This is a genomic window from Pseudomonas taiwanensis DSM 21245 (assembly GCF_000425785.1).
Lineage (GTDB): Bacteria > Pseudomonadota > Gammaproteobacteria > Pseudomonadales > Pseudomonadaceae > Aquipseudomonas > Aquipseudomonas taiwanensis.
In genome coordinates this window covers 75,672-100,617 of the sequence record NZ_AUEC01000014.1, presented here as the reverse complement: position 1 = coordinate 100,617, position 24,946 = coordinate 75,672, and the positions used below count along the sequence as shown (strand labels likewise).

Annotated in this window: 23 protein-coding genes and 1 pseudogene; 9 read left to right on the top strand and 15 right to left on the bottom strand. The window is 61.3% G+C overall.

What is annotated here, in order from left to right; translation table 11 throughout:
- Positions 1–74 precede the first annotated feature (74 nt).
- From pcaF to paaF, 5 genes are read right to left on the bottom strand one after another with little or no spacing between them, the layout of a single operon-like run.
- The gene (pcaF, locus tag H620_RS0106070; protein ID WP_027906950.1) at positions 75–1,295 is read right to left on the bottom strand and encodes a 3-oxoadipyl-CoA thiolase; all 1,221 of its coding nucleotides are present in this window, start codon (positions 1,293–1,295) and stop codon (positions 75–77) included.
- Positions 1,288–1,743, bottom strand: coding sequence for a hydroxyphenylacetyl-CoA thioesterase PaaI (gene paaI, locus H620_RS0106065; protein ID WP_023380584.1), 456 nt, complete (start codon positions 1,741–1,743; stop codon positions 1,288–1,290). The genes pcaF and paaI overlap by 8 nt, the downstream gene beginning before the upstream one ends.
- A complete protein-coding gene (gene paaH, locus H620_RS0106060) occupies positions 1,736–3,253 on the bottom strand; it encodes a 3-hydroxyacyl-CoA dehydrogenase PaaH (RefSeq protein WP_023380585.1) in 1,518 nt (505 codons plus the stop codon). Before paaH ends, paaI begins: the two co-directional genes overlap by 8 nt.
- Positions 3,254–3,255: 2 nt before the next feature.
- Entirely contained in the window at positions 3,256–4,047 is a 792-nt protein-coding gene (gene paaG, locus H620_RS0106055) for a 2-(1,2-epoxy-1,2-dihydrophenyl)acetyl-CoA isomerase PaaG (RefSeq protein ID WP_023380586.1), read from the bottom strand.
- Positions 4,048–4,083: 36 nt separating this feature from the next.
- Positions 4,084–4,857 (bottom strand): 2,3-dehydroadipyl-CoA hydratase PaaF, encoded by a 774-nt coding sequence (paaF, locus tag H620_RS0106050; RefSeq protein ID WP_023380587.1) that lies wholly within the window; start codon positions 4,855–4,857, stop codon positions 4,084–4,086.
- A gap of 352 nt (positions 4,858–5,209) precedes the next feature.
- On the opposite strand from paaF, the gene paaY reads away from it, so the two are divergent.
- From paaY to H620_RS0106035, 3 genes are all read left to right on the top strand, one after another.
- Positions 5,210–5,809, top strand: coding sequence for a phenylacetic acid degradation protein PaaY (gene paaY, locus H620_RS0106045; protein ID WP_023380588.1), 600 nt, complete (start codon positions 5,210–5,212; stop codon positions 5,807–5,809).
- A 77-nt stretch (positions 5,810–5,886) separates the two neighbouring features.
- Positions 5,887–6,810, top strand: coding sequence for a phenylacetic acid degradation operon negative regulatory protein PaaX (gene paaX / locus H620_RS0106040; RefSeq protein ID WP_023380589.1), 924 nt, complete (start codon positions 5,887–5,889; stop codon positions 6,808–6,810).
- A 315-nt stretch (positions 6,811–7,125) separates the two neighbouring features.
- On the top strand, positions 7,126–7,707 hold the full coding sequence (locus H620_RS0106035; protein WP_027906948.1) for a phosphorylase family protein: 582 nt from the start codon (positions 7,126–7,128) through the stop codon (positions 7,705–7,707).
- A 249-nt stretch (positions 7,708–7,956) separates the two neighbouring features.
- Here the strand turns inward: H620_RS0106035 and H620_RS0106030 are convergent, their stop codons facing one another.
- Positions 7,957–8,460 carry a DUF4019 domain-containing protein gene (locus H620_RS0106030; protein WP_027906947.1) on the bottom strand — a complete coding sequence of 168 codons (504 nt, stop codon included), beginning with the start codon at positions 8,458–8,460 and terminating at the stop codon, positions 7,957–7,959.
- Between the two features lie 268 nt (positions 8,461–8,728).
- On the opposite strand from H620_RS0106030, the gene H620_RS0106025 reads away from it, so the two are divergent.
- The gene (locus tag H620_RS0106025) at positions 8,729–10,816 is read left to right on the top strand and encodes an acyltransferase family protein (RefSeq protein ID WP_049818715.1); all 2,088 of its coding nucleotides are present in this window, start codon (positions 8,729–8,731) and stop codon (positions 10,814–10,816) included.
- Between the two features lie 94 nt (positions 10,817–10,910).
- On the opposite strand, the gene H620_RS0106020 is transcribed toward H620_RS0106025, so the two are convergent.
- Positions 10,911–11,861: a GlxA family transcriptional regulator gene (locus H620_RS0106020; RefSeq protein ID WP_023380594.1), complete on the bottom strand. Its 951-nt coding sequence runs from the start codon at positions 11,859–11,861 to the stop codon at positions 10,911–10,913.
- 106 nt (positions 11,862–11,967) lie between these two features.
- Here H620_RS0106020 and H620_RS0106015 point away from each other — a divergent pair, with 106 nt between their 5' ends.
- The gene (locus tag H620_RS0106015) at positions 11,968–12,765 is read left to right on the top strand and encodes an SDR family NAD(P)-dependent oxidoreductase (RefSeq protein WP_023380595.1); all 798 of its coding nucleotides are present in this window, start codon (positions 11,968–11,970) and stop codon (positions 12,763–12,765) included.
- Between the two features lie 20 nt (positions 12,766–12,785).
- Entirely contained in the window at positions 12,786–13,550 is a 765-nt protein-coding gene (locus tag H620_RS0106010) for an SDR family oxidoreductase (RefSeq protein ID WP_023380597.1), read from the top strand.
- A 176-nt stretch (positions 13,551–13,726) separates the two neighbouring features.
- Here H620_RS0106010 and H620_RS27340 read toward each other — a convergent pair.
- Positions 13,727–13,872: pseudogene (locus H620_RS27340) on the bottom strand (SDR family oxidoreductase); the annotation flags it as partial.
- Positions 13,873–14,040: 168 nt separating this feature from the next.
- On the opposite strand from H620_RS27340, the gene H620_RS0106005 reads away from it, so the two are divergent.
- Positions 14,041–14,997 carry a LysR family transcriptional regulator gene (locus H620_RS0106005; protein ID WP_027906945.1) on the top strand — a complete coding sequence of 319 codons (957 nt, stop codon included), beginning with the start codon at positions 14,041–14,043 and terminating at the stop codon, positions 14,995–14,997.
- Positions 14,998–15,017: 20 nt separating this feature from the next.
- On the opposite strand, the gene H620_RS0106000 is transcribed toward H620_RS0106005, so the two are convergent.
- Positions 15,018–15,479 carry a RidA family protein gene (locus H620_RS0106000; RefSeq protein ID WP_023380599.1) on the bottom strand — a complete coding sequence of 154 codons (462 nt, stop codon included), beginning with the start codon at positions 15,477–15,479 and terminating at the stop codon, positions 15,018–15,020.
- A 263-nt stretch (positions 15,480–15,742) separates the two neighbouring features.
- Between H620_RS0106000 and H620_RS0105995 the strand changes: the two genes are divergently transcribed.
- Positions 15,743–16,429 carry a hydrolase gene (locus H620_RS0105995; protein ID WP_023380600.1) on the top strand — a complete coding sequence of 229 codons (687 nt, stop codon included), beginning with the start codon at positions 15,743–15,745 and terminating at the stop codon, positions 16,427–16,429.
- Positions 16,430–16,524: 95 nt separating this feature from the next.
- Entirely contained in the window at positions 16,525–16,908 is a 384-nt protein-coding gene (locus H620_RS0105990) for a helix-turn-helix domain-containing protein (RefSeq protein WP_023380601.1), read from the top strand.
- 91 nt (positions 16,909–16,999) lie between these two features.
- On the opposite strand, the gene H620_RS0105985 is transcribed toward H620_RS0105990, so the two are convergent.
- From H620_RS0105985 to H620_RS0105960, 6 genes are all read right to left on the bottom strand, one after another.
- Positions 17,000–18,853 carry a DUF1302 domain-containing protein gene (locus tag H620_RS0105985; protein WP_027906944.1) on the bottom strand — a complete coding sequence of 618 codons (1,854 nt, stop codon included), beginning with the start codon at positions 18,851–18,853 and terminating at the stop codon, positions 17,000–17,002.
- 172 nt (positions 18,854–19,025) lie between these two features.
- Positions 19,026–20,210, bottom strand: a complete 1,185-nt coding sequence (locus H620_RS0105980; protein ID WP_027906943.1) for an acetyl-CoA C-acyltransferase — start codon at positions 20,208–20,210, stop codon at positions 19,026–19,028.
- Between the two features lie 21 nt (positions 20,211–20,231).
- Positions 20,232–20,666: an acyl-CoA thioesterase gene (locus H620_RS0105975; RefSeq protein ID WP_027906942.1), complete on the bottom strand. Its 435-nt coding sequence runs from the start codon at positions 20,664–20,666 to the stop codon at positions 20,232–20,234.
- 2 nt (positions 20,667–20,668) lie between these two features.
- Entirely contained in the window at positions 20,669–21,832 is a 1,164-nt protein-coding gene (locus H620_RS0105970; RefSeq protein WP_023380605.1) for an iron-containing alcohol dehydrogenase, read from the bottom strand.
- A 41-nt stretch (positions 21,833–21,873) separates the two neighbouring features.
- A complete protein-coding gene (locus H620_RS0105965; protein ID WP_023380606.1) occupies positions 21,874–23,661 on the bottom strand; it encodes an acyl-CoA dehydrogenase C-terminal domain-containing protein in 1,788 nt (595 codons plus the stop codon).
- The gene (locus H620_RS0105960; protein WP_023380607.1) at positions 23,658–24,896 is read right to left on the bottom strand and encodes a 3-hydroxyacyl-CoA dehydrogenase; all 1,239 of its coding nucleotides are present in this window, start codon (positions 24,894–24,896) and stop codon (positions 23,658–23,660) included. Before H620_RS0105960 ends, H620_RS0105965 begins: the two co-directional genes overlap by 4 nt.
- Positions 24,897–24,946 lie beyond the last annotated feature (50 nt).

The window sequence follows — 24,946 nt, the reverse complement described above, 5'->3', positions numbered from 1 at the left end:
CTGAAAGCGCCTGGGCCGTGAGTGTCATGGGCGCAGCATAACCGGCTGCGCCGTCCTGGGTAACAAGCCGTTGGTCAGAGGCGCTCGATGACCATGGCAATGCCTTGGCCGACACCGATGCACATGGTGCAGAGGGCGTAACGGCCGTGGGTGTTTTCAAGCTCGTGCAGGGCGGTGGTGACCAGTCGCGCGCCACTCATGCCCAACGGATGCCCCAGGGCGATGGCGCCGCCGTTTGGGTTGACCCGCTTGTCGTCATCGGCCAGGCCCAGTTCGCGCAGCACCGCCAGACCTTGCGCAGCGAAGGCTTCGTTGAGTTCGATGACGTCCATGTCGGCCAGGGACAGACCGGTCAACTCAAGCACCTTGCGCGTCGCCGGTACCGGGCCAATACCCATGATGCGCGGCTCCACGCCCGCCACCGCCATGCCGACGACCCTGCCGCGAGCCTTGAGTCCGTAGCGCTGAGCGGCGGCAGTGGTGGCCAGCAGCAGCGCGCAGGCTCCGTCGTTCACCCCCGAGGCATTGCCCGCGGTGACGCTGCCGCCTTCGCGAAACGGCGTGCCAAGCTTGGCCAATTGTTCCAGTGTGGTGTCGCCGCGAGGGTGTTCGTCCTGTTCGACGCGCTTGGCCGGGCCTTTGCGCTGGGCGATCTCCACGGGCACGATCTCTTGTGCCAGACGACCGCTGGCCAGCGCTGCTGCGGCCTTTTGCTGGCTGCGCAAGGCGAAAGCGTCCTGGTCGGCGCGAGAGATACCGAACTGGGCGGCAACGTTTTCTGCTGTTTCGGGCATCGAGTCGATGCCATATGTGGCCTGCATCAGCTGGTTGACGAAACGCCAGCCGATGGTCGTATCAAACAGCTCTGCGCTGCGGCCGAAGGCTTGCTCGGACTTGCCCATGACGAAGGGCGCTCGCGACATCGACTCGACACCACCGGCCAGCATCAGCCCCGCCTCGCCGCAGCGCAGGGCACGAGCAGCGTTACCGATGGCATCCAGGCCTGAGCCGCACAGGCGGTTGATGGTGGTCCCGGGCACCGCAATGGGTAGGCCAGCCAGCAATGTGGCCATGCGCGCGACGTTGCGGTTGTCTTCGCCGGCCTGGTTGGCACATCCGAGGATCACATCGTCGATAGCCTGCCAGTCCAGCTCGGGGTGACGCTGCATGAGCGCCTTGATCGGCACCGCTGCCAGATCGTCTGCACGCACTGCGCTCAAGGCGCCCGCATAGCGGCCAATCGGGGTACGAACGGCATCGATGATCAATGCATCGAAGCGCATGGGTTCAGTCATCTTGCGTCTCCTGCGTCAGCACCGTGCCGCGCACTTTGTAGGATTTGCCGTGGAACAGGGCGATCAGCTCGCCGTGTTGGTTTTCAATGCGCACGTCGTACAGGCCTGTGCGGCCTTTACGGGTGAGCTCGATGGCCGTTGCCGTGAGTTGGTCGCCGAGCCGTGCGGGGGCGACGTAGTCGATGCTGCAGCCCGACGCGACCGTTGCCTCGTCGTAGCTGTTGCAGGCGAAGGCGAACGCCGAATCGGCCAATGCGAATAGAAAGCCGCCGTGGCAGGTGCCATGCCCCTGGATCATGTCGGCGCGTACCGTCATGCCAAGGCGCGCCTTGCCGGCAGCGATGTCTTGCAGACCGATGCCCAGGCTCTGGCTGGCCTGGTCGCGGGAGAACATGGCATCGGCGCAGGCCTGGGCGAGTTCGTCGGGCGTGCGTTGAGGTTCAGTCATGCAGGCGGCCTCCATTGGCATTGCTGCGTCGCAGCAGCAGGGAAGGGCGATAGCGGCTTTCGCCATAACTGCGTTGCAGGTTGTCGAGCACGCGCAGGGTGTAGTCGACACCGATGTGTTCGGCCCAGGCCAACGGGCCGCAGGGGTAATTGACCCCGGCGCACATGGCCAGGTCGATGTCGGCTGCCGTGCCGACGCCTTGCAGCACGGCATCGGCGGCTTCGTTGGCGAGCATGGCGACTGTCCTAAGCACCACCAGGCCGGGCAGGTCGGCCACAGCGGTGACCTGCAAGCCTGCACGTTGCAGCAGGGCCACTGCCTGATCCCGAGCGGCAGGGCAGGTGCCGGCAGCGCAACCGATGGCAAGACGGGTTGCAGTGGCATAGTCCAGGGCCAGGTCGAGCAGCACCAAGTTGCTCAGGCCATCCTCGCGTGCGCGCTGGCTGGCCAGGCGGCCATCGCTCAAGGCCAAGGTGGCGTCGCCGACGCGCAGCAGTCCCTTGCCTGCACGCTCGGTCACGCTGACACCTGCCGCGCGCAGGCGGTCAAGCAGCGGCTGCATCACCCCCAGATGACCTTCGACCACACAGTGTTCGACCTTTGCCGCACTCTGCAGTACCGATGCCGGGGGGCGCTCGGCTCCTTCGGCGTAGCTATAAAAGCCTTGCCCGGATTTGCGGCCCAGGCGGCCTGCATCCACCAACTCTTTCTGCACCAGCGAAGGCTGGAAGCGGAAGTCACCATAGAAGGCGTCGAACACCGAGCAGGTCACGGCATAATTGACGTCATGGCCGATCAGGTCGGTCAGCTCGAAGGCGCCCATGCGAAAACCGCCTGCATCGCGCAACAACGCATCAAGGCTCGCACAATCGGCGGCGCCTTCTTGCAGCAGTCGCAGGCTCTCGGCGTAGAAAGGACGTGCCACACGGTTGACGATGAACCCCGGCGTCGAGCGGGTATGCACCGGCGTCTTGCCCCAGGCTTTGGCGGTCTTGTACAGGGCGTGCGCCAACGCCGGGTCGGTCGCCAGGCCGGAGACGATCTCTACCAGTGCCATCAATGGCGCCGGGTTGAAGAAATGCATGCCGATCACATTGTGCGGGCGCTCAAGGCCAGCCGCCAGGCTGGTGATGGACAAGGAAGAGGTGTTGCTGGCCAGAATGCAGTCGTCGGCGCACAGGGTTTCGAGCTGACGCAGCAGGCTTTGCTTGACCTGGAGGTTCTCCACGATGGCCTCGACAACGAGACGTGCGTCTGCCAGTTCGGCGAGGGTCTCGACCGGTTTCAGGCGGCCGATGATGGTCTCACGGGCCTGACCCTGCAGCTTGCCTTTGTCGACCAGGCGTCCAAGCTGGCGGTCGATTCCTGCAATGGCCTGGGCGGCCGCGCCTGGGCGGTTGTCGTACAGCTTGACCGGGTGGCCAGCCTGGGCGGCCACCTGGGCGATACCTGCGCCCATGGCGCCGGCACCGATCACGGCAACCTGGGCAGTGATGGCGAGTGCGCTCATGTTCAATGCCCCTCGAACGCGGGTGTGCGCTTGTTCATGAACGCGCTTACACCTTCGCGGTAGTCATCGCTACGCCCAGCCAGGCGCTGCAGGTCGCGTTCGAGTTCCAGTTGCTGATCGAAACTGTTGTCGAAGCTGGCGTTGAGGCTGCGCTTGATCAGGGCAAGGCCGTAGGTAGGCTGGGTGGCCAGGTGACGGGCCAGGGTAAGGGCTTCGTCACGCAGGTCTGCGTCATCGACGACGCGATGGATCATTCCCCAGCGCTCGGCTTGCTCGGCGCTCAGTCGCTCGCCCAACAGGGCCAGGGCCTTGGCGCGAGCCATACCGACAAGGCGCGGCAACAGCCAGGTACCGCCAGAATCCGGAACCAGACCGATCTTGCAGAAAGCCTGGATGAAACTGGCCGAGCGGGCTGCCAGCACCAGGTCGCAGGCTAACGGAATATTTGCCCCGGCGCCGGCAGCGACGCCGTTGACGGCACACACCACAGGCATCGGCAGGTCACGCAAGGCGCGCACCAGCGGGTTGTAGAACTGGTCGATGGATTCACCCAGGTCAGGCATCGCCGCTCCCGGCGCGACATTGCGGTCTGAAAGATCCTGGCCAGCGCAGAACCCGCGGCCCTCGGCGGTCAGCAACAGGACCCGCGCCTCGGCGCTCTGGCGTACCTGCTTGATGGCTTCACGTACCTCCATGTGCATTTGCGTATTGAAGCTGTTCAGCTGTTGCGGACGGTTCAGTGAGAGGAGGGCGACACCGTCCTCGATGGAAAACAGGATGTGCTCGAAGGTCATGGCGGACTCGCTGTGTCGAACGATAAAGAAGGGGGATCAACGGCCTGTGAACCGGGCCGGGCGTTTTTCCATGAAGGCGCGTACGCCTTCGTCGCGGTCAGCGGTTCCGGCGAGCAACGTGAACGCATGGCGCTCGAAGCGCAGACCGCTGGCAAGGTCGATATCGCCGGCCTTGAGCAGGGCCTCCTTAGCCAGTCGCACGGCCAGGGGGGCTTTGGCGGCGATGCTTCGGGCGACCTGTAAAGCACGCTCTACAGTCAGTTCCGGCTGAGTGATTTCACTGACCAGCCCGGCCTGCAAGGCATGGCGGGCGCCAATGGCCTCGCCTGTCAGCACCATCTGCATGGCCAGCGGTTTGCCGACGGCACGCAGCAAGCGCTGGGTGCCGCCGGCGCCTGGAATGATGCCGAGGTTGATTTCGGGCTGGCCGAAGCGGGCATCCTCGCCAGCGATGACAATGTCTGAGCACATCACCAGCTCGCAGCCACCGCCCAGGGCATAGCCATTCACGGCGGCGATCAATGGCTTGGCAAAGGTTGCGATCCGCTGCCAGTGCGCAACGCGGGGATCGTTGAGGATGCCCACCAGATCACGCTCGGCCATCTCGCGAATATCGGCACCGGCGGCGAAAGCCTTGCGGCTGCCGGTCAGCACGACCACCTGGGTGTGCTCGTCGCGTTCGGCGTCTTCAAGCTCGGCGGCAAGCTGCTCCAACAACTCGGTGCACAGGGCATTGAGGGCTTCTGGCCGTTGCAAGGTGATCAGACGCACGCCGCTTTCAGGGGCCTGCACATCAAGGTAACGAGGCATGTCGTATTCCTCAGGCTGCTCGCGCGGCGCAGTGGATGGCCGGCTTTTATTGGAATTGTTTGCAGGGGCGCGGCACGAACCACGCTCAGGTATTTCAGTATATGCCTTATGCGATACACAATATCAAGCATGAATACGTGATTATGTATCCAATAGTGCGCGTGATGCATTGATGGAACCGCGGTTTGACCTGACGAAATCCCGCAGAAAATGGTTGAAAGGCGATTTCTGGCGGGCGCTAATCACGCGCATCCACGCTGAAAAAAGCGATACATGGATGATGGCAATTGACGAAAAATATCGAAGTGATACAAGATCAGGCAACGCTTCAAATCATTTCTGGAGGTGCGAGATGCCTTGCTATCGTTTGGACGGGCTGACCCCCGTCATCCATCCAACCGCCTACGTGCACCCCAGTGCGGTACTGATTGGCGATGTGATCGTTGGCCCTGATTGTTATGTAGGCCCACTGGCGTCCTTGCGTGGGGATTTCGGTCGAATCGTGCTCAAGGAAGGCGCCAACCTTCAGGACACCTGCGTGATGCATGGTTTCCCAGGGGGCGACACCGTCATCGAGCGAAACGGCCATGTTGGCCATGGCGCAGTGCTGCATGGTTGCCAGGTGGGGGAAGACGCTCTGGTGGGCATGAATGCCGTGGTCATGGATGGTGCGCGCATCGCACCCCGCTGCATCGTCGCCGCCGCGGCCTTCGTCAAGGCCGGCTTCGAATGTCCCGAGCAGAGCCTGGTGGTCGGCTCACCAGCGCTAGTCAAACGTTCGTTGAGCGAGCAGGAAGTGGCGTGGAAACAGCGGGGTACCGAGGCGTATCAGCAACTGACCCGGCGCTGCATGGCGGCACTGGTTGAGTGCCCACCCTTGAGCGAAGTGGAAGCGCAGCGCCCGCGCATGGGTGATTCGGGCTTCAGGCCCAAGAGCGAGGCGGGCGCATGAGTGTGGGCGCGCTCGGCAATGGCCAGGCAGCCCGCCGCACAGGTATAGTCGGTACTTTATCTGCGCACAGTTCCTCCATGAGCAACCTTGCCCCACTCAATACTCTGATCACTCGCTTTCAGGAACAGACGCCGATTCGCGCCAGTTCGCTGATCATTACCCTGTACGGCGATGCCATCGAGCCCCACGGCGGCACCGTGTGGCTGGGCAGCTTGATCAACCTGCTGGAGCCGATCGGCATCAACGAGAGGTTGATTCGCACGTCGATCTTTCGCCTGACCAAAGAGGGATGGCTCACGGCCGAAAAGGTTGGCCGACGCAGCTATTACAGTTTGACCGGCACCGGCCGCCGACGCTTCGAGAAAGCTTTCAAGCGGGTCTATAGTCCAAGCCAGCCAGCGTGGGACGGTGCCTGGACACTGGTGCTCCTGTCGCAGCTGGAAGCGGTCAAGCGCAAAAACGTGCGCGAAGAGTTGGAGTGGCAAGGCTTTGGCGCGATCGCCCCCAACGTGTTGGGCTGCCCCCGTGCCGACCGTACCGACCTCGCCGCGACCTTGCGCGAGCTCGATGCCGACGAGGACAGCATCGTCTTCGAAACCCATGCCCAGGAAGTGCTGGCCTCCAAGGCCATGCGCGCGCAAGTTCGCGAGAGCTGGCGCATCGATGAACTGGGTCAGCACTACAGTGAATTCATCCGCTTGTTCAGGCCGTTGTGGCAGGGACTGAAGGAGCAGGAACAACTGGACGCCCAGGACTGCTTCCTGGCGCGCACCCTGTTGATCCACGAGTACCGTCGTTTGCTGCTGCGCGACCCGCAATTACCAGACGAGCTGTTGCCAGGGGACTGGGAGGGCAGGGCCGCACGCCAGTTGTGCCGCAACCTGTATCGTTTGGTATTTGCCAAGGCTGAAGAATGGCTAAACAGCGCACTGGAGACCGCAGACGGGCCGTTGCCAGAGGTGGGGGAGAGTTTCTACAAGCGTTTTGGTGGCTTGGTGTAGATGATGCGCTTTCTTTACCAGGCCTTAGTCAAGGCGAAAACAGCCGCGGAAGCGGAGTTTACGGGTTGTAAATGAGCGTTCCGAGGCTGTTTTCAACGCAGCATCACCGAGTATGAAGGCTTTTCGAACAGAGCCTATGAAGCAGAGGCGGTCTTGATGCCGTTGGGCACATGATAGGTTGGCCAAGGTCACCAGCGACCAATTGCGAGCAACCGCGCCTAGACGGATGCGTCGGGGTGCTCCGGGACTTGCAATTGACCAAGGTTCACCGACAATAGCCTCGCCCTCTGCAAGCCAACTGGAATGCCCCGTACCATGATGCTTACCCAGCAATTTTCTGATATCGCCCTGGCCGACACGCTATTCGTGTTCGCCCTAGAGGCAGAAGCTGGCAACCTGTTCACTGGCATGAACACCGTGTTCACCGGTATCGGCAAGGTCAACGCCGCCATCGGCCTGACCAAGGCCATTCAGCAGCGCAAACCCAAGCTCATCGTCAACCTCGGGTCGGCCGGCAGCCAGGGGCACGGCAAGGGTAGCTTGGTTTGCTGTACCCGTTTCGTGCAGCGTGACATGGATGTGACGCCGCTGGGCTTCGCCCGTTACCAGACGCCACTGTCGGAGATACCCGTGGTGCTGGAATATGGCGTTGCGCTGCCAGGGATCGCCCAAGGCATCTGCGGCAGTGGCGACAGTTTCGAGGTCAACCACGGCCAAGCCCCTTACGATGTGGTCGATATGGAGGCATATGTCCTGGCATTGATCGCGCGCGGGGAGGGCATTCCTTTTGTTTGCCTGAAGTACATTTCCGACGATGCGGGCGACGACGCGGCCAATGACTGGTCGGTGCAGGTGCACCTGGCTGCCGAAGCGTTCAAGCGTGTGCTGCTCGACTGACGTTCTAAACTGTCGCGAACGGGCGATAAGACGTTTTCGTACCTTCTGATTGTCGACAGCTGGCGCGCTACGGGAGTTTCGCGAAGTGCACACGTTTGTAATGGAAGCGAGATTGAATAACCCAAACTTTATTAAGGGTGGAGTCGGGTTATTCAACGGACGGGGATTTACTATATCTTAATTACACTAAATGATTATTTAGTCGAGTTAAAGGAAAAACGCCGGCAAGTGAATTTGCCGGGGACAACGTCAGAGCAGCGGTATTGCTGCCTTCAACTGGATGTTTTTGCTGATGTTGTAGCCTACCACGCGCCATTGATCATCCTCTTCGACGAGCAACACAACTTCAATCACTTCGAGATTAGAAAAGGACGACTGTATCTGGACCGCGGCGTAGAGCCCTGGCGGTGCATCAGGCATTTCTCGAGTGAAGCTGATCTGTGCATGGTTACGATGTTTGAACTCGCCAACACCCGTGCGCAAACCACTGATGCCTTTGACCCAGTTGGACTCGGAGGTCGACGCCTTCAGCGCCGAACCGGCTGGGAGCCAAGTCAAATCGGCCCGTCCTTCATCGAGCAACATCAGGAACTCTAAGGCTCTGCTAACGATAACGCGCTGTTGCGGCGTGATAGCGGCATCTGGCTGGAGTGCCGGCACAACGACCGGAATGACTGGAGCGTTGGTATTGATTGAAACATCGCATGCTGAGAGTAACGACAGGCAGATAATCAGAGTGACGGATTGCTTCATGCAAATAGAGCCTCGTGGCGTAGAGCGGGCGTGATAGGCATTAGAGCGGATTGGGGTCGAGACGGATAGTCGAAGGTTGGGATCGGGCTTGTAGTATGAAGAGTGATTCTTGCATCACCACCTAGCTCAGGTGCCTGCATATGGATCTGCGCATAATGCGTATTATGTTAAATACAGTGTCACGTTCGAGCGCTCTTGATAAACTCGCCTCAATTGTTCGCGAGCCCTGTCGCGTCAAAGAATGTCTCACGCGATAGGATGTAGTGCCTTGTCGACCGATCAGAACCTGATATTCAAAGCTCCTGCAACCACCCGCGCACAGGCTGTCGCCGACCGTGGCAAGGCACAAGTGGCCCCTACCGGCGTGCAACCTGCCTTGTACCGCGCCGATATCGATGGGCTGCGTGCCGTTGCCGTCCTGCTGGTGCTGATTTTCCATGCTGGACTGGCGGTGTTCCCTTCCGGGTTCATCGGCGTCGATATCTTCTTCGTGATCTCCGGCTACCTCACCACCTCGATCATCCTGAGCGCGGTCGGCCGGGGTGACTTCAGCCTTGGGCAGTTCTATGTCAAGCGTTTGTGGCGCCTGCAGCCAGCGATATTGGCGCTGTTGATCGTTACGCTCGGCGCGGCCAGTGCGCTGTATCTGCCCAAGGACTTCATCGACTTTCTCAAAAGCGAGAAGTACACCAGCCTGCTGCTGTCCAATCAGTATTTCTCCAAGTCCACCGACGGCTATGCCACCGCCGAGGCGGCGACCCTGCCCTTGCTGCACACCTGGTCGCTGGCCATAGAATGGCAGTGGTACATCTTCTTGCCGCTTGGGTTGCTGGTACTGACGCGCCACCTGAAGCCCCATCGATTGAAAACCGCTGTTGTGGTGCTGACCATCGTCTCCATCGGCATTACACTGTTCATCGCAAGAACATCCCCGGATAAAAGCTACTACGCGTTCCTGGCGCGGATCTTCGAGCTGCTGGTCGGCTCGTGCACGGCCGTGTTCGCTAACGACCGCCTCCGCCTCGGCCGTGTCAGCGCGTCCGCACTGGGGCTAGGCGCCTTTGGCGCGGTCTTGTACAGCGCCACACTATCCATACCGACCACCGCCTATCCTGGCTTCCCCGCCATCGTGATCTGTTTGGCGACGGCGGTACTGGTCTCGAGCCAGGTTGGGCAAGTGGGCATCACGTCAAGGCTGCTGTCATGGTCACCGCTGGTATTCGTCGGAACGATTTCCTACTCGCTATACCTCTGGCACTGGCCTGTCATCGCCATCGTGGAGTACCTGGGAGTTGTAAAGACGCCGGCCATCCTTGCTGGCTACTTCATCGCCTCGTTTGCCCTGGGCACCACCTCGTACTACCTGATCGAAAAGCCCCTGCGCCGTACCCGGCTGGGTTTGGGCAAGACGCTGCTCCTGCTGCTCGTCGTACCGGCCATCGCGTTTTCGGCGCTGTACTCGGCGGGCAAGGCCGCCGATGGCTGGCTGGAGCGTTTCGGCAGTGACCCGGCAAACATCCTGCCGCGCCTGAAGGCAAGCGAAATACCCAAGCGCAAGCCGTGCCTGGGCGGTGCCAGCGATGGCTCTGATAGCAGCTGTCTGCTCGGGCACGTCAACGCTAGCACCACCGCGCTGTTGATGGGCGATTCCTATTCCAACCACTTCTGGGGCTTTATTGACACGCTGGCCAAAGACGCCAACGTCTCCGTCATGGCCCAAGGCAGCCCAGGGTGCCTGGCTCTGCCGGATGTCTATCTCTACGACTGGTGGAAGTACAAGAACACACTCTACAAGAAGTGCCATGATGCCGCCGCCGAGTACCACAAGCTGATTGCTCGCAGCCACTACGACTACGTGATCATCGGCCTGACCTGGGAGACCTACGCCGACAGCAGTGCAGTGGTGTTGTCGATCGATGACCAACGCTCCCAGGCCCTGTCGCGCGATCGCATGAAAGCCGCCCTGCTCAAGAGCCTCGATATCATAGCGCGCTCCGGTGCCAGGCCCGTACTGATCAAGAGCAACATCGTCATGCCCGAAGGCGCCAATGACTGCCTGTACCGCTGCATCAAGCTCAGGGGCACGATCGAGGAGCATCATTGCGCGACGAGTATCGCGCAACCGGAAGAAAACCCCTGGCTTGCGCAGTTGTTCCGGGAAGTTAAGCAAGCACATCCGGACTTGCTGATCATCGACCCCAAGGACGTGCAGTGCGTCGATGGCCAGTGCAAGCTGTCGATCGACGGCCTGCCGATCTACCGGGACATCGGGCACATCACCGATTTCGCCTCCACGGCAATGGGCAAGCTGTATTTACAGGCCAAGGGCAATCCCTTTGCCCAATCCAAGCCTTGAACCCCAGGCCGGACAGCCGCTGCATCTGCCTGTCCGGCCGCGAACGGCCAAGCGCTAGAGGCCCGGTTCACTCAAGCCTGGTTAGCTGTCGTCATCAAGCAACAACCACTCGCCGGGCATCCCTTCGTATCGTTTGAGGCGGTACGCCGAGACCGCGAATGAACACCTCGCGCATATGCCGGCGATCCCTGAATCCGGTTTCCTTCGCCACCACGTCCAGGCTGTGTCGGCTCTGCTCTATCATCAAGCGGGCTGCCTCCAGGCGCAAACGTTCCACGGCCTTGGCCGGAGATTGTCCCGTCTCGGCAGTGAATACGCGGGTAAACTGGCGGGGGCTCAAATGCACGGTTTCGGCCAGTTCCTCGACACTCAACGGGCGATTCAGATTCTTGCGCGCGAAATCCAGGGCGCTTTGAATTCGATCTGACTTCGGCGAAAGCGTCAGCAGTTCGGAATGTTGGGACTGCCCACCGGAGCGGCGTTGATGCATCACGAGCTTTCGTGCCACTGATCTGGCCATCTCAGTGCCCAGATCCTTTTCCACCATACCCAGCGCCATATCCAGGGCGGCGGTCATGCCCGCAGACGTCCAGATCTGTCCGTCCACAATGAATATCCGATCTTCTTCGACCTCGATCTTCGGGTGAAGCTCACGCATTTTTTTCGCATAGGCCCAGTGCGTGGTGGCGCGCCGGTTATCCAGTACCCCCGCCTGGGCCAAGACGAAACAGCCGGTACACAGCCCGGCCGTGCGCCGGGCACCGTCGACAAATCCTCGCACGCTGGCCAGCACTTCCTCACTCGGCGGCGTCAACGGGGTCAATGTTCCCGTAACCATCCAGGTGTCAGCCAGGCCAGGTGTTCCTAGTGGGAGCGTATCCATGTACATCCCCAGTGAAGAGCGGACGGTGCCGCCTTCGATGGAAAAATTCTGGATCTTGTAAACGGCTTCGCCCGCGACGATGTTCGCAAACTCGAATACGGCCTGCGTCGCCAACGACATGATCTGGAAGCCTTCGGTGATCAGATAGCCGACCCGGTGCACAGTGGAAGCTCCAATAGGTGATGACCTAAAAACGTATCCTATACGTCGTTTGAGACGAAAGCGATCGACTGCATCATGCGTCCATATCAAACAGCGGAGCACGACCATGACGCAGCAATCAAAAGGCACTGCCCTCATCACCGGCGCCTCCACCGGCATCGGCTCCATCTACGCAGAACGCCTGGCCCGCCGGGGATACGACCTGGTACTGGTCGCCCGTAATCGGGAGCGCCTCAACACCTTGGCAAATCGGCTCACCACCGAAACCCGCCAGAGCGTGGAAGTCTTCCCGGCAGATCTGGCCAACCCGGAAGAACTGGCCAAGGTGGAACACAAATTGCGCGAGGACGCCACCGTCACCTTGCTGGTGAACAACGCTGGGATCGGCACCCACACCAGCCTGCTGGAAAGTGACGTGGAACGGATGGCCGAAATGATCACCCTCAACGTCACCGCCCTCACCCGCCTTACCTATGCCGCTATCCCGGGATTTGTAGCCCGCAATCAAGGCGCCGTGATCAACATCTCGTCCATCGTTAGCCTGGCGCCAGAGCTGCTCAATGGCGTTTACGGCGGCAGCAAGGCGTATGTCACTGCCTTCACGCGGTCTTTGAGCAAGGAGCTCGCGGACAAGGGCATCCAAATTCAGGCGGTGCTGCCAGGGGCGACTGCCACCGACTTCTGGCAAATCGGCGGTTTGCCGGTCGAGCACCTCGACCCGGGGATCGTGATGTCGGCCCAGGATCTGGTGGACGGGGCCCTGCAAGACTTCGACGACCAGGTACTCATCTCCATCCCCTCAATGCACGACCTTCAGGCATTCGAACGCTACGAAGCCAGCCGGCAACACCTGTTCAGCCAGCTGTCGAGCAATCGGCTTGCCCCGCGTTACACCACCAACTGATCGGAAAAAGGAAACGGATCATGAAACTCAGTGCTAACACCATTTTCATCACCGGTGGAACTTCAGGCATCGGCCGAGCCTTGGCAGAGGCCTTCCATCAGCGCGGCAACAAAGTGATCGTTGCGGGGCGCCGCCAGGCACTGCTGGATGAAATCGCCCAGGCCAACCCAGGCATCGATACCGTGCGCCTGGACATCAACGATCCGCAGCAGATCAAGGCGGTGGCCCAAGAAGTGATCCGCCGCCATCCTTCACTGAACGTGATCATCAACAATGCCGGCGTGATGCCATTCGACAACCCGGCCTCAGGAGACCATGACGACGAACAAGCAGTGAGCCTGCTACAGACCAACCTGTTGGGCCCGGTACGCGTCAGCGCTGCCTTCGTCGAGCACCTCAAGCGACAACCGGATGCCTACATCATCAACAACAGCTCGGTACTGGCCTACCTGCCGCTAGCGGCCACCGCGCTGTATTCGGCGACCAAGGCGGCCATACACTCCTACTCGCTGTCACAGCGATTCAGCCTGCGTGACACCAGCGTCAAAGTGTTGGAAATCGCGCCGCCTTGGGTCGACACCGACCTGATTCACAAGAGCGGTGATGAGCGTGCCATGCCATTGGGCGACTTCATCCAGGAGACCCTGGCCAAGCTCGAATCCGCCACTACAGAGGTCCTGGTGGATCGTGTCGTCCCACTGCGCGCTAATCAGGGCGCGAACGAGCACGAACTGATTCACCAATTCAACCAGTCGCTGGTTGACAACCCGATCCCCGTAGCCTGAACCCAACTCACCGAATCCGCGCCTGGATTCAGGCATGGCTGAACCTGAGCTCAGGGACAACAGTCTGTTCCGGTGAGCGTTTCGTCACGCTAATCGCCGAAGTCTTTTTCAAGTGGGTAGGACGTGCCATTCGCCAGAGCGATGCAGCGCTTGGCACATCCCCATCCATGCTGTTGGATCTGAGCTTGCCTCCCGTCGACAAACAACTCTGCACCATTCACAAAGCTTGAATCATTGCAGGGCAAGAACACCGCCGCGTTGGCGATCTCGATGGCTCAGCACCCTGCCCCCGCGGCACCTGTGATGCGAGGTAGTCGAGCAAACGGGGGTTGATACCCCACAGACACCAGAAGCTCCCCAATATGCCCCATCTCACGTTGGAAGCTTGTGCCATTGAGGCTCCTTCGCGGCTTGGGTTCCCCCCGGCCCTTCTCGTATGATCTGCCCATTCTGTTCTGGAACCAGACACGTGAAGTCGTTACCTGAAAACTTGCCAACTGGCCCACAAGCCGCCAAGGATGCGAAATGGAACGTGGGCGAGGCTGCCAATCAGCTTTCCTGGGATGATCTGCGGATCATCAAAACGCTGAGTGAATGCGGTAATCGCGCTGCCACGGCCAAGAAACTCGGCATCAACGTATCAACCGTCTCGCGTCGGGTTTCCCAGGTGGAAAAAACACTGGGCGTGGCTTTGTTCGATCACCGCAAGTCAGGCTATCTGCTCACCCTCGAAGGCGCGGAATTGCGAGCGCTCGCCGAGCGTGTGGAACTGGACATCGTCAGCGTGACACGGCGAGTATCACGTGCCGGCCAGGGGCCGCTCGGTAAACTGCGCATTACCACCAGCGACTCACTGCTTCTGTACTTTCTCACCCCAATCATCGCGGACTTCAAAGCCCTCAACGAAGGCATCACGATCGAAGTGCTGGTGGGCAACGAATCACTGAGCCTTGCCCGGGATGAATCGGATATCGCCGTTCGGGCGACCAAAAAACCCGCCGAGAGCCTGGTTGGTCGCAAACTGGCCTCGATCGCCTGGGCTCCCTATGGCAGCAGCAATCACATGACGCCTGCTGCGCTCTTCGCTGAAGGCCAGGCTTGGGTTTCCTATTCCGCCGCGCTAAGAGGCTTGAAAGCGACGAGCTACGTCGAAAACAGGGTCGCTGCCGAGTGCATCGCCTTCCGCACCGACTCAGTCGCAGCCGCAAGCGCTGCCATAGCCGCAGGACTGGGCGTGGGTTTTCTGCCCTGCATGCTCGGCGATATCACGCCAGGGTTGGAGCGCATCGGCCCGGTGGTGCCCGAACTTCAGGATGAACTGTGGTTGCTGACTCACCAAGACATCCGCAAATCCTGGCGGGTCAAAGCATTCATGACGTTCTGTGCAGCCGCCGTTGCCAACCAGAAGCCTTTGATCGAGGGTCAACGGGAACTCCCGGTCCTTTAGCCCGAGACCGGGAGTGCCGCTCACTCAGCCCGTGACCCGATCACTGCTTTGCAAGCAATTTCGATCAACTGAGGGCGTTGGGCCAGCCTCGATACGCCGATGATGTTGCTCGCGCATTGCGGCCGCTCGGTGCCGTAGGCAGCCTTTCGTACCTTTCCGACCACTGCGAATGCAGCGTCCATGTCCAACACGTAGAGCGTTTCCTCCACGACATCCTCGAGCGTCGCACCGTACAGGGCGAGTAACTTGGCGATATTGTCGTACGCAGCGCGCATCTGGTCGCCCATCGAAGAGAAATCGCTGGGCTTCCCGTCACGATCCAGGGGGGCAGGCGCGATCAGGCTGCCCTCCTCGTCATGGTTGAACTGGCCAGAGACATAAATGTCGTTTCCTACCCGCCGTGCCTGCGGGTAGCCGTAACTCTTCTCCCATGGCACGCCCCAATAGGCGGTTTGTTTGTTGAGCGGTTGTGAAGCTGTCATCGCATTCTCCTGAGGCGAACCGGATCAGGTGGATCCGCCTTTGCGTACGAATCCTAGCAGGCAGATGAACAAGTCTGTGGCGCATTAGTGCGTTCCTACTGGCGCAAAAATGCGCCACCGCTTCGCGTTGGGTTTGGCTATCTTGTACTCGGACTCAAGCAACGGGCGTCGCCGAGGACATCACCCGATGGCTCAGCGAAGCCTGCCGAACGCGGGCGCCGAGGCTTGTGCGATGACCTTCATCTAGCAGACAGGGAGCAACAATGAACAATCCAAAAACTGAAGTCCTGACCCCGCTCAACAGCCAGCTGATCTTCATCGATCAGCAACCGCAGATGGCTTTTGGCGTACAGAGCATCGATCGTCAAACGCTCAAGAACAACACGGTGGGCCTGGCCAAGGCCGCCAAGATTTTCAATGTTCCCACCATCATCACGACGGTGGAGACTGAAAGCTTCTCTGGGCATACCTACCCCGAGCTGCTTGCTGTCTTCCCCGACGCTCCGCTGCTGGAGCGGACCTCCATGAACTCCTGGGACGACCAGAAGGTGAGAGATGCGCTGAAGAAAAACGGTCGCAACAAGATCATCGTTTCCGGCCTATGGACAGAAGTCTGCAACACCACCTTCGCCCTGTCGGCAATGAACGATGCCGGCTACGAAATCTACATGGTCGCAGATGCCTCTGGTGGCACGACCAAGGAAGCGCACGACTACGCAATGCAACGCATGATTCAGGCGGGTGTGATTCCTGTCACCTGGCAGCAAGTGCTGTTGGAATGGCAGCGCGATTGGAAAAACCGCGACACCTACGACGCCGTCATGGCGCTGGTCAAGGAACACTCCGGCGCCTACGGGATGGGTGTCGACTACGCGTACACCATGGTGCACAAAGCGCCTGAGCGCGTTCAGCATGGGCCTACCCTAGCCCCAGTCGCTGCGCCTGTCTGACCGTCACCAGCCCCTTGCGTCAAGGGGCTGCTCATCGCCCCTGTGAGGGGTACGCCAATCGGTCGTACCCCTCTTCATTGAATAAATGGACTTGTATGAACAGTGACAACTGCACTGTGCTGGCCAGTGTCGCACTGAAAACCACCGGGCGACTTAAACCCTGGCAGGTGACGACCGCGAAGAAGTTGATGCTGGACAATCTGGACACCGGCATATCCGTTACTGAGCTAGCTCAAGCCTGCGCCCTATCGCGCAGCCATTTTACCCGCATGTTCAGGGATACCCTGCAGATGCCCCCGCAGCAGTGGATGCGTGCGCAACGGTTGAAGAAAAGCAAGGAGCTGCTCGGAGGCTCGGGAATGTTGCTGGCCGAAATTGCACTGGAGTGCGGCTTTTGTGACCAGTCCCACTTTTGTCGGACATTTGCCAAGGCCGAAGGCATTTCACCGCTGGCTTGGCAGCGGCAAGCAACGCTTTAGCACCAAGCCGCCGGCCCGCGAGTCGCACAAGTTGCCGATTCGCGGACGCTCTTGGCATCAACGGGTTTTCCATTCCCGACATTGGGCCGTTCTAGAAACTGGCGCCAACACTGAACGCCAGATAATCGCGATCGCCGCGGGTGCCATAGTCACCGTCGATGAAGTCGGTGTAGGCAACGCTTGCCCAGTACTTGTTTGCCAATGTGGCATCCACACCCACGCTGATCGAGCGCGACCCTTCATTGAACGCGGAGCCATCGGTGGGGGAATAGCCCTTGACGTCATGAGCCCAGGCCAGGTTTGGGCGGATGTCCACGCCCTGGAGCAAACTCGGGTAGCTAAAGGTTGCCCGCAGCCGATAACCCCAGGAGAATGGCGTGACGAACCCCTCCCCGTTGCAGTCACCTGGACTTCTTGAAATTTCCAGGCACACGTCGTTGTCCGCAAGCTCGCCATTACCGTAGGCGCCAGAGCGGCCATAGCGCGGGCCGAAACGCCCCTCTAGCCCACCTACATAGGTGGCCCCCACCTCCCCGATCAGCAACAGTTGGTTAGCGCCCATCACCTGGCTGAACGTCTGCAGCGCCGACACCTGGGCTTGGGTCACTTCCTTGCGCCGGTAGCCGTTGAACAAGGTATTGCCGGTCGGCGGTCGCAGTCCATCGGCGTTGAGCGGGCTGCGCCCCGGCGCATTGAGCAACGACTGCAGCAGATCGTTTCCGTTCAGCTGTACCGGCATGTTCGGGCGATAGCTCACCTCGCCTTGCACGGCGGTGCCGTTGCGCAGCGTGGTGGCAAAGGTGATGCCATAGAGGCGAATGTCCTCGGGGTACTGCGCAACGTACTGCGAGGTACCCATACGCAGCGCACCGGCCAGAGTCTGCCCGTTGCTCGACGTCAGGAAGGCCCCGCAGTTGGACAATGGCACGCCGATGCTGCCGCACAAGCGCCTGGCAAAGTCGGTATTGGCGTAATAACGGCTGCTGACCGTGCCCAGGTACGGAGAGCGACTGTGATAGTTGGCCGCGTACAAACCAAACTCGGTATCCATCGGCTCGACATACCAGTGCAGCGAAAAGCCCCACTGGCCACCATTGCGCGCAGTCTGGTCGGCGCCACGCGGCACACGCACGCCCTCCTCGGTCAGCGTCACGCCAAAGGGGGCCAGTGCTTGGGTAACCACTGGGTTGGTGACCATCTGCCCACCGACGTCCAGGCCCTGACAACCTTCTGGCATGAAATCGTTCGCGGCGAAGAAAGTTGCACAGTTATCCAGCCGGGTCTGCTCCCAATCGAGCTGGTAGAAAGCGTCGAATGACACGGCCTGGTTGAGGTTCTGAGTGATATACAGCAGGTTGATCGGCACCAACGCATCCTTCACTTCGGTGCCAGGTCGGCGTAGCGCGGCCTGGTTGAACGGACTGATTACGTTCAGACCACCTTGAATGAACAGGCTTTCGCCCCAGTTCACGACCTGTTTGCCCAGGCGAAGCGAACCGGGCTCACCGTCGATGTCGTAGAGAGCATAGGCAAACGTGTCCAGCAACTCGGCGCCCGCGGTCTTCGTCGAAACCAGACGGTTGTTGTCGTCGATAGCGACCGCGCGCTGTTGGTGATCACGCTGCATTGTGTCGTACCAGTAGCTGCCACGCACGAACAGACCGACGTTATCGTGTCGTAGCTCCAGGTCGTGCGTCCCTTTGAAGATCGCCGAGAAGACATCCCCCGAACGGTAGTTTCGCCGCCCATCGTTGCCATTGGCGTACTGAAGTTGCTGCTTGTCCGGGTTGGCAGTGCTGATGGCTGTAGCGAACGAAAGGGCCGAGTCAAGCCGCCCTTCGAGTGGGCCGACATCGAATTGCAAGGCAGTGGCCGGTGCGGCGAGCAGGCAGCAGAATACCGCCAGCGGCGCTCGGCGCCGGCAGGAAAGGTTGTATACGCTCACTCTTAACCTCTTGTTGTTGTATTCGAGAGTGACAAGACAAGTTCAACGGGGAAAACGCCGGCCGCACTGGCCGGCGGTAGTAGTGGGAAGATTATTAGTGAGGTGGCGCGGCGGTCACAAATAGCGTCTTCGGATCAGTGCCATGCCGGTTCGTTATGGCTGGTGGGCGCGTTCAAAGCACCTCGAACAATCCGGCCGCGCCCATGCCTCCGCCAACACACATGCTGATCACTACGTAGCGCACGTTGCGCCGGCGGCCTTCGAGCAAGGCATGGCCGACCATGCGTGCACCGCTCATGCCATACGGGTGCCCGATGGCGATGGCGCCGCCGTTGACGTTCAGGCGTGCTGGGTCGATGTCCAACTGCTCGGCGCAATACAGCACCTGGCAGGCGAATGCCTCGTTGAGCTCCCACAGGCCGATGTCTTGCACCCGCAAGCCGTGCCGAGCCAACAGGCGCGGTATCGCCAGTACAGGCCCAATGCCCATTTCCTCCGGTGCCAGGCCGACCACCGCCATCCCTCGGTACAGCCCCAGCGGCCGTTGCCCCAGTCGGGCCGCGCGGTCACCGCTCATGAGCACGCATGCACTGGCGCCGTCGGACAACTGGCTGGCGTTACCGGCAGTCACACAGCCGCCCTCGATCACCGGACGCAGCGCCTGCAAGTCCGCCAATTGCGTGTGGGGCCGGTTGCCTTCGTCCTGGGTCAGATGCACGAGTTGATGAGTCTGGATGCCGGTATCCGGATCCACCAGCTTGCGCTGAGCGGTCACCGCAACGATCTCGTCGGCGAAGAGTCCAGCGTGTTGCGCGGCAGCCGTGCGCTGCTGCGACAGCAAGGCGTAGCGGTCCTGCGCCTCACGGTCGATGCCGTACTTCTGTGCCACACGCTCAGCCGTTTGCAACATGGGCATATAGGCGTGCTCGCACATGCGCCGCACCGTGGCATCTTGCGCAGCGTTGGCAGCCTGCATGTGCGCCTGCTGCACCAGGCTGATCTGCTCTTGCCCTGCCCCGACCACCACCTGCATACCCTCGCTGCGAATCTGCTGGGCGCCGATGGCGATGGCCATCAACCCCGAGGCGCATTGGCGATCGATGGTCTGCCCGGCCACCGACAGCGGCAAGCCGGCCGCCAACGCCGACAGGCGCGCCGGGTTGATCGCGGCAGTGCCGCTTTGCATGGCGGTGCCGAGCACCAGGTCCTCCACCTCTTGCGGTTCTATGCCGGCGCGCTCGACCGCCGCACGGATGGCGATGGCACTCATGCTTGGTGTAGTGAGGTCGTTGAAGGCGCCCCGCCAGGCTTTGGCGATAGGCGTACGCGCCGTGGATACGATGACTACGTCTTGCATGAAACAGCTCTCCTTGTGCAATTACGCCGGCAGCAAGCGTTCGAACGCGCTGCGCAGTTTGGCGGGAATGGGGACCGGCCGGTGGTCGCGGCGGTCAACGAAAACATGGGTAAAACGACCGGCAGCACAGGCTTGGGGTTGGCCCTCGACGAACACGGCCAGCGCGTACTGCACCGAACTGTTACCCAGCTTGTCGATGGCGATACCCACCTCGATGCGCTGCGGAAACGCAACGGAGGCGTAGTAGTCGCACGCCGAACCGGCCACATAGGCCACAACTGGGTCGCTGTGAACGTCCAGGCCGGCATGCTCGATCAGCCAAGTGTTCACGGCGCTGTCGAAATAGCTGTAGTAGATGACGTTGTTCACATGCCCATACAGGTCATTGTCATGCCAGCGCGTGCTGATCGGCTGGAAGTGACGGTAGGCGCCGCGCAGCGGGCGCTCCCTGGCCATGTTCAGAACGCCGCCTGGTAAAGGGCAAGGGCGTCGGCAAGGGTCACCTTGCGCGGGTTGTTGACCAGCAACCGTTGTTGCTGCATGGCGTCCTCGGCAAGCAGCTGCAGACTGTGCCGCGGTACGCCAACGTCACGCAGCCGGCTGGGCAGGCCGCAGCGCGGCGCAAGTTTCTCCAGTTCATCGATGAACTGGCAGCACAGTTCGTGCGGATCACCCGGCAGCAATCGCTCGCCCAACAGTGCTGGAGCCAACGCCGCGTAGTCGGCGAACGCCTCGCGCCGGTTGTAGCGCATGACGTGAGGCAGTACCAAGGCATTGGCCAGCCCGTGTGGTACGTGATAACGCGCCCCTAGCGGGTAAGCGAGCGCATGCACCGCCGCCACCGGGGCATTGGCGAACGCCTGGCCGGCCAGGCAGGCGCCCAGCAGCATGGCCTGGCGCGCCTGTAGATTGCCGCCGTTGTGCACCGCCTGGTCGAGGTTGCGCGCCAGCAGCGCCAGGGCCTCGCGGGCCAACAGGCTCGACATTGGATTGCGCTTGAACTGGCTGGTAGAGGCTTCGATGGCGTGGACCATCGCGTCGATACCCGTGGCGGCGGTGATCGCCGGTGGCAGGCCCAACGTTCGCTCAGCGTCCAGCAATGCCAGGTCAGGCAGCAACAGCGGCGAAATCACCGCCATCTTCGCCGACTCGCCAGTGGTGATCACGGCGATGGGCGTTACCTCCGAACCGGTACCGGCGGTGGTAGGGACCTGGATCAGGGGCAGACGCTGGCCCTTGGCTTGGTTGATGCCGTAGACCGCTTCCAGGCTTTGCTCGCAGTCAGGGTGCGCCAGCAGCGCAACCAGCTTGGCGACATCCATGGAGCTGCCGCCGCCAAAGCCGACGATCAGCTCGGCCCCGATGTGGCGGGCACGACCGACCGCTGCCAGTACGCAGGCATGACTGGGGTCGGCACTGACTTCACTGAAAATCGCCGCGCTCAGGTTCGCCTGGGTGAAGCCGGGCAACAGGTCATCGAGCATGCCCAGGCTTGTGATGCCCGGGTCGGTCACGATCAACACGCGACGCGCGCCGCGTTGCTGACACAACTGGGCAAGGCGCCCCGCGGCGCCGACTTCGCACAACAGGTGGGGGGTGGTGGCAAAACTGAATGGCTGCATGTCCGAATTCCTTTTGTTCTTGTAGGGGAACGGCAAACCGGTCAGAAGGCGAAATGCGCTTCATCCAGGCTCATCAGGCACTGAGCACCGCCACGCAACGCCTCGCAGTGGGCACTGGCGCGCGGCAATATCCGCCGCCAGTAGAAGGCCGCCGCATGCAATTTCGCCTGGTAGAACGCGCCGTCGCCGCTGCCAGCAGCCAAGGCAGCGCTTGCGCGCTCGGCTGCCCGGAGCCACAGCGCTGCCAGCAGCACGTAGCCTGAATAGGCGAGGAAGTCCACCGACACTGCACCGATCTCCTGAGGGTCGCAGCGGCAGGCATCGAGCACTTCAGCGCTCAGGTTGCGCCACTCTTGTAGACGCTGGATCACCGCCTCGGACATGCCCACCAGTTCTTTTGCGTGGCATTGGCGCGCCGCCGCAAGTAGCTGATCGATCAACAGCCACAGCTGCTCGCCGCCGTCGGCCAATACCTTGCGCCGAACCAGATCCAGGGCTTGGATGCCATTGGTGCCCTCGTACAGCTGGGTGATTCGGCTGTCGCGCATCAGTTGCTCCATGCCCCATTCGCGGATGTAGCCATGCCCGCCATAGAGCTGCACGCCAAGACTGGCGACCTCCTGGCCGACGTCGGTGAGAAATGCCTTCACGATGGGGATCAACAGTGCCGCCTGCCGGCCGGCGGCGGCCCGGTCCTCTGGCTGCTCGCCACCATGCTCCAGGTCGAGCGCCTGCGCCGCGAAAGCCGCCAACATGCGGCATCCTTCGCTGAGGGTTTTCTGGGTCAGCAGCATGCGCCGCACGTCAGGGTGGCAGATGATGGGGTCGGCACTGAGTTCGGGCGCCTGCGGCCCTACGAGGCTGCGCGACTGAAGACGCTCACGGGCATACGCCAGGCCGCCCTGGAAGGCCGCCTCGGCAATGCCCAGACCTTGTAGGCCGACCTGGAAGCGCGCGTCGTTCATCATGGTGAACATACAGGCCAGGCCCTGGTTGGCTTCGCCCACCAGCCAGCCACGGGCGCCGTCGAAGTTCATCACGCAGGTGGACGCGCCCTTGATACCCATTTTGTGTTCCAGCGCGCCGCATTCGAGCGCGTTGCGCGTGCCCAGTCCACCCTCGGCTGAGCACACGAACTTCGGCACCAGGAACAAGCTGATGCCGCGAACCCCGACGGGCGCATCCGGAAGGCGTGCCAACACCAGGTGGACGATGTTGTCGGTCAGGTCCTGATCGCCGCCGCTGATGAAAATCTTGCTGCCGCTGATGCGATAGCTGCCATCGCCGTGCGGCTCGGCCCGAGTGCGCAGCAACGCCAGGTCGGTGCCTGCTTGGGGCTCCGTCAGGCACATGGTGCCGGTCCATTCACCGCTGACCAGCTTGCCCAGGTAATCACGCTTGAGAGCGTCGCTGCCATGCCGGTGCACGGCCAAGGCTGCCCCCTCGGTCAGACCGGAATAGATCCGGAAAGACAACGAGGCGCTCATCAGCATTTCGTGAAAGCATGCCGAGACCATCTGCGGCAAGCCTTGCCCGCCGTATTCCAGCGAGCCGGTCATACCGCCCCAGCCCTGTTCCACGTACTGTTGGTAGGCATCGCGGAAGCCATCGGGCGTGATTACACGGCCCTGTTCGAGGCGACAGCCCTGCTCGTCGCCTTGGCGATTGAGCGGTGCCACCACCTCGCTGGCAAAGCGCGCACCTTGATCGAGAATGCCGTCGATGGTTTCACGGTCCAGCTCATTGCCCAAGCGGGCGCAATGGGCCGTCACGTCGAAGACTTCGTGCAGGACGAACTGCATGTCACGCAGGGGGGCCAGGTAGTTCATGCGCGGCCCTCGCGGACATTGGCCAACGGCTTACCCTCGGCCGCCAGACGCATCAGCAACCCAGACGGGCGCCAGTGCTCGCCGAACAGGCCTTGCAGACGCTCCAGGCGCCCCAGCAACGACCCCAGTCCCTGTTGGTCGGCCCAGCGCATGGGCCCACCGATATCCGCCGGGAATCCATAGCCATGCAGGTAGACGCGGTCGATGTCATCGCTGCAACTGGCAACCGACTCCTCGAGGATCTTCGCACCTTCATTGACCAGTGCCAGCAGGCATCGCTCGCGGATCTCTGCTTCGCCGATCTCACGCGGGCGCACGCCCAGGTCGTGGGCAACCTTGAGCACCAGCGCATCGACCTCGGGGTCGTGCACGGCTTCTCGGCTTCCAGGGGCGTAACGATAGTAACCCTTACCCGTCTTCTGTCCGAAGCGACCCAGCGCACACAGGGCATTGTCGACCTGGGCCAGGGGGGCCTCCATTCCTACGCCGGCCAGCTGGCGGGCACGCCACTCCAGGTCGATGCCAACCACGTCGTACATGCGGAACGGCCCCATGGCCATGCCGAAGGCTTGCAGCGCCTCGTCCACCTGCCTTGGCGTCGCACCTTCCAGCAGTAGTTTGCGGGCCTCGGCGACATAGGTGGCAAGCATGCGGTTGCCGATGAAACCCGGACAGTTGCCAGCCACCACGACTTCCTTGCCCATCCGCTGCCCCAGGGCCTGGGCCGCATCGAGCACGGCAGGCGATGTGCGCTGACCACGTACCACTTCCAACAGCTTCATCACGTGCGCCGGGCTGAAGAAATGCAGCCCCAGTACCTGCTCAGGTCGCTGGGTCACGGCAGCGATCGCGTCTATGTCCAGCGCCGAGGTATTGCTGGCCAGGATTGCTTCAGCTTTGAGGGTATCGTCCAGCGTGCGAAAAATCTCCTGCTTGAGGGCAAGGTTCTCGTACACCGCTTCGATCACCAGGTCGACCTGGGCGAGGTCTGCATAGGTGGTTACCTGGCTCACGCGCGCCAGGCAGGCATCGGCCTCTGCCTGGTCGATGCGACCCTTGGCAACCTGCTGCGCCCAAGTCTGCTTGAGCATCGCCAGGCCCGTCTCCGTGGCGCGCGGGTCGTTATCCAGCCACAACACGGGCAGCCCTGCACGGGCCAGGCTGATGACAATGCCGCGACCCATCGTCCCGGCACCAATCACCGCCGTCTGCTCAACGTTATAGGGAGTATTCACGCATGACGCTCCTGATTCTCAGTGTGAAGGCATTGCCCCCACCCTAGTCA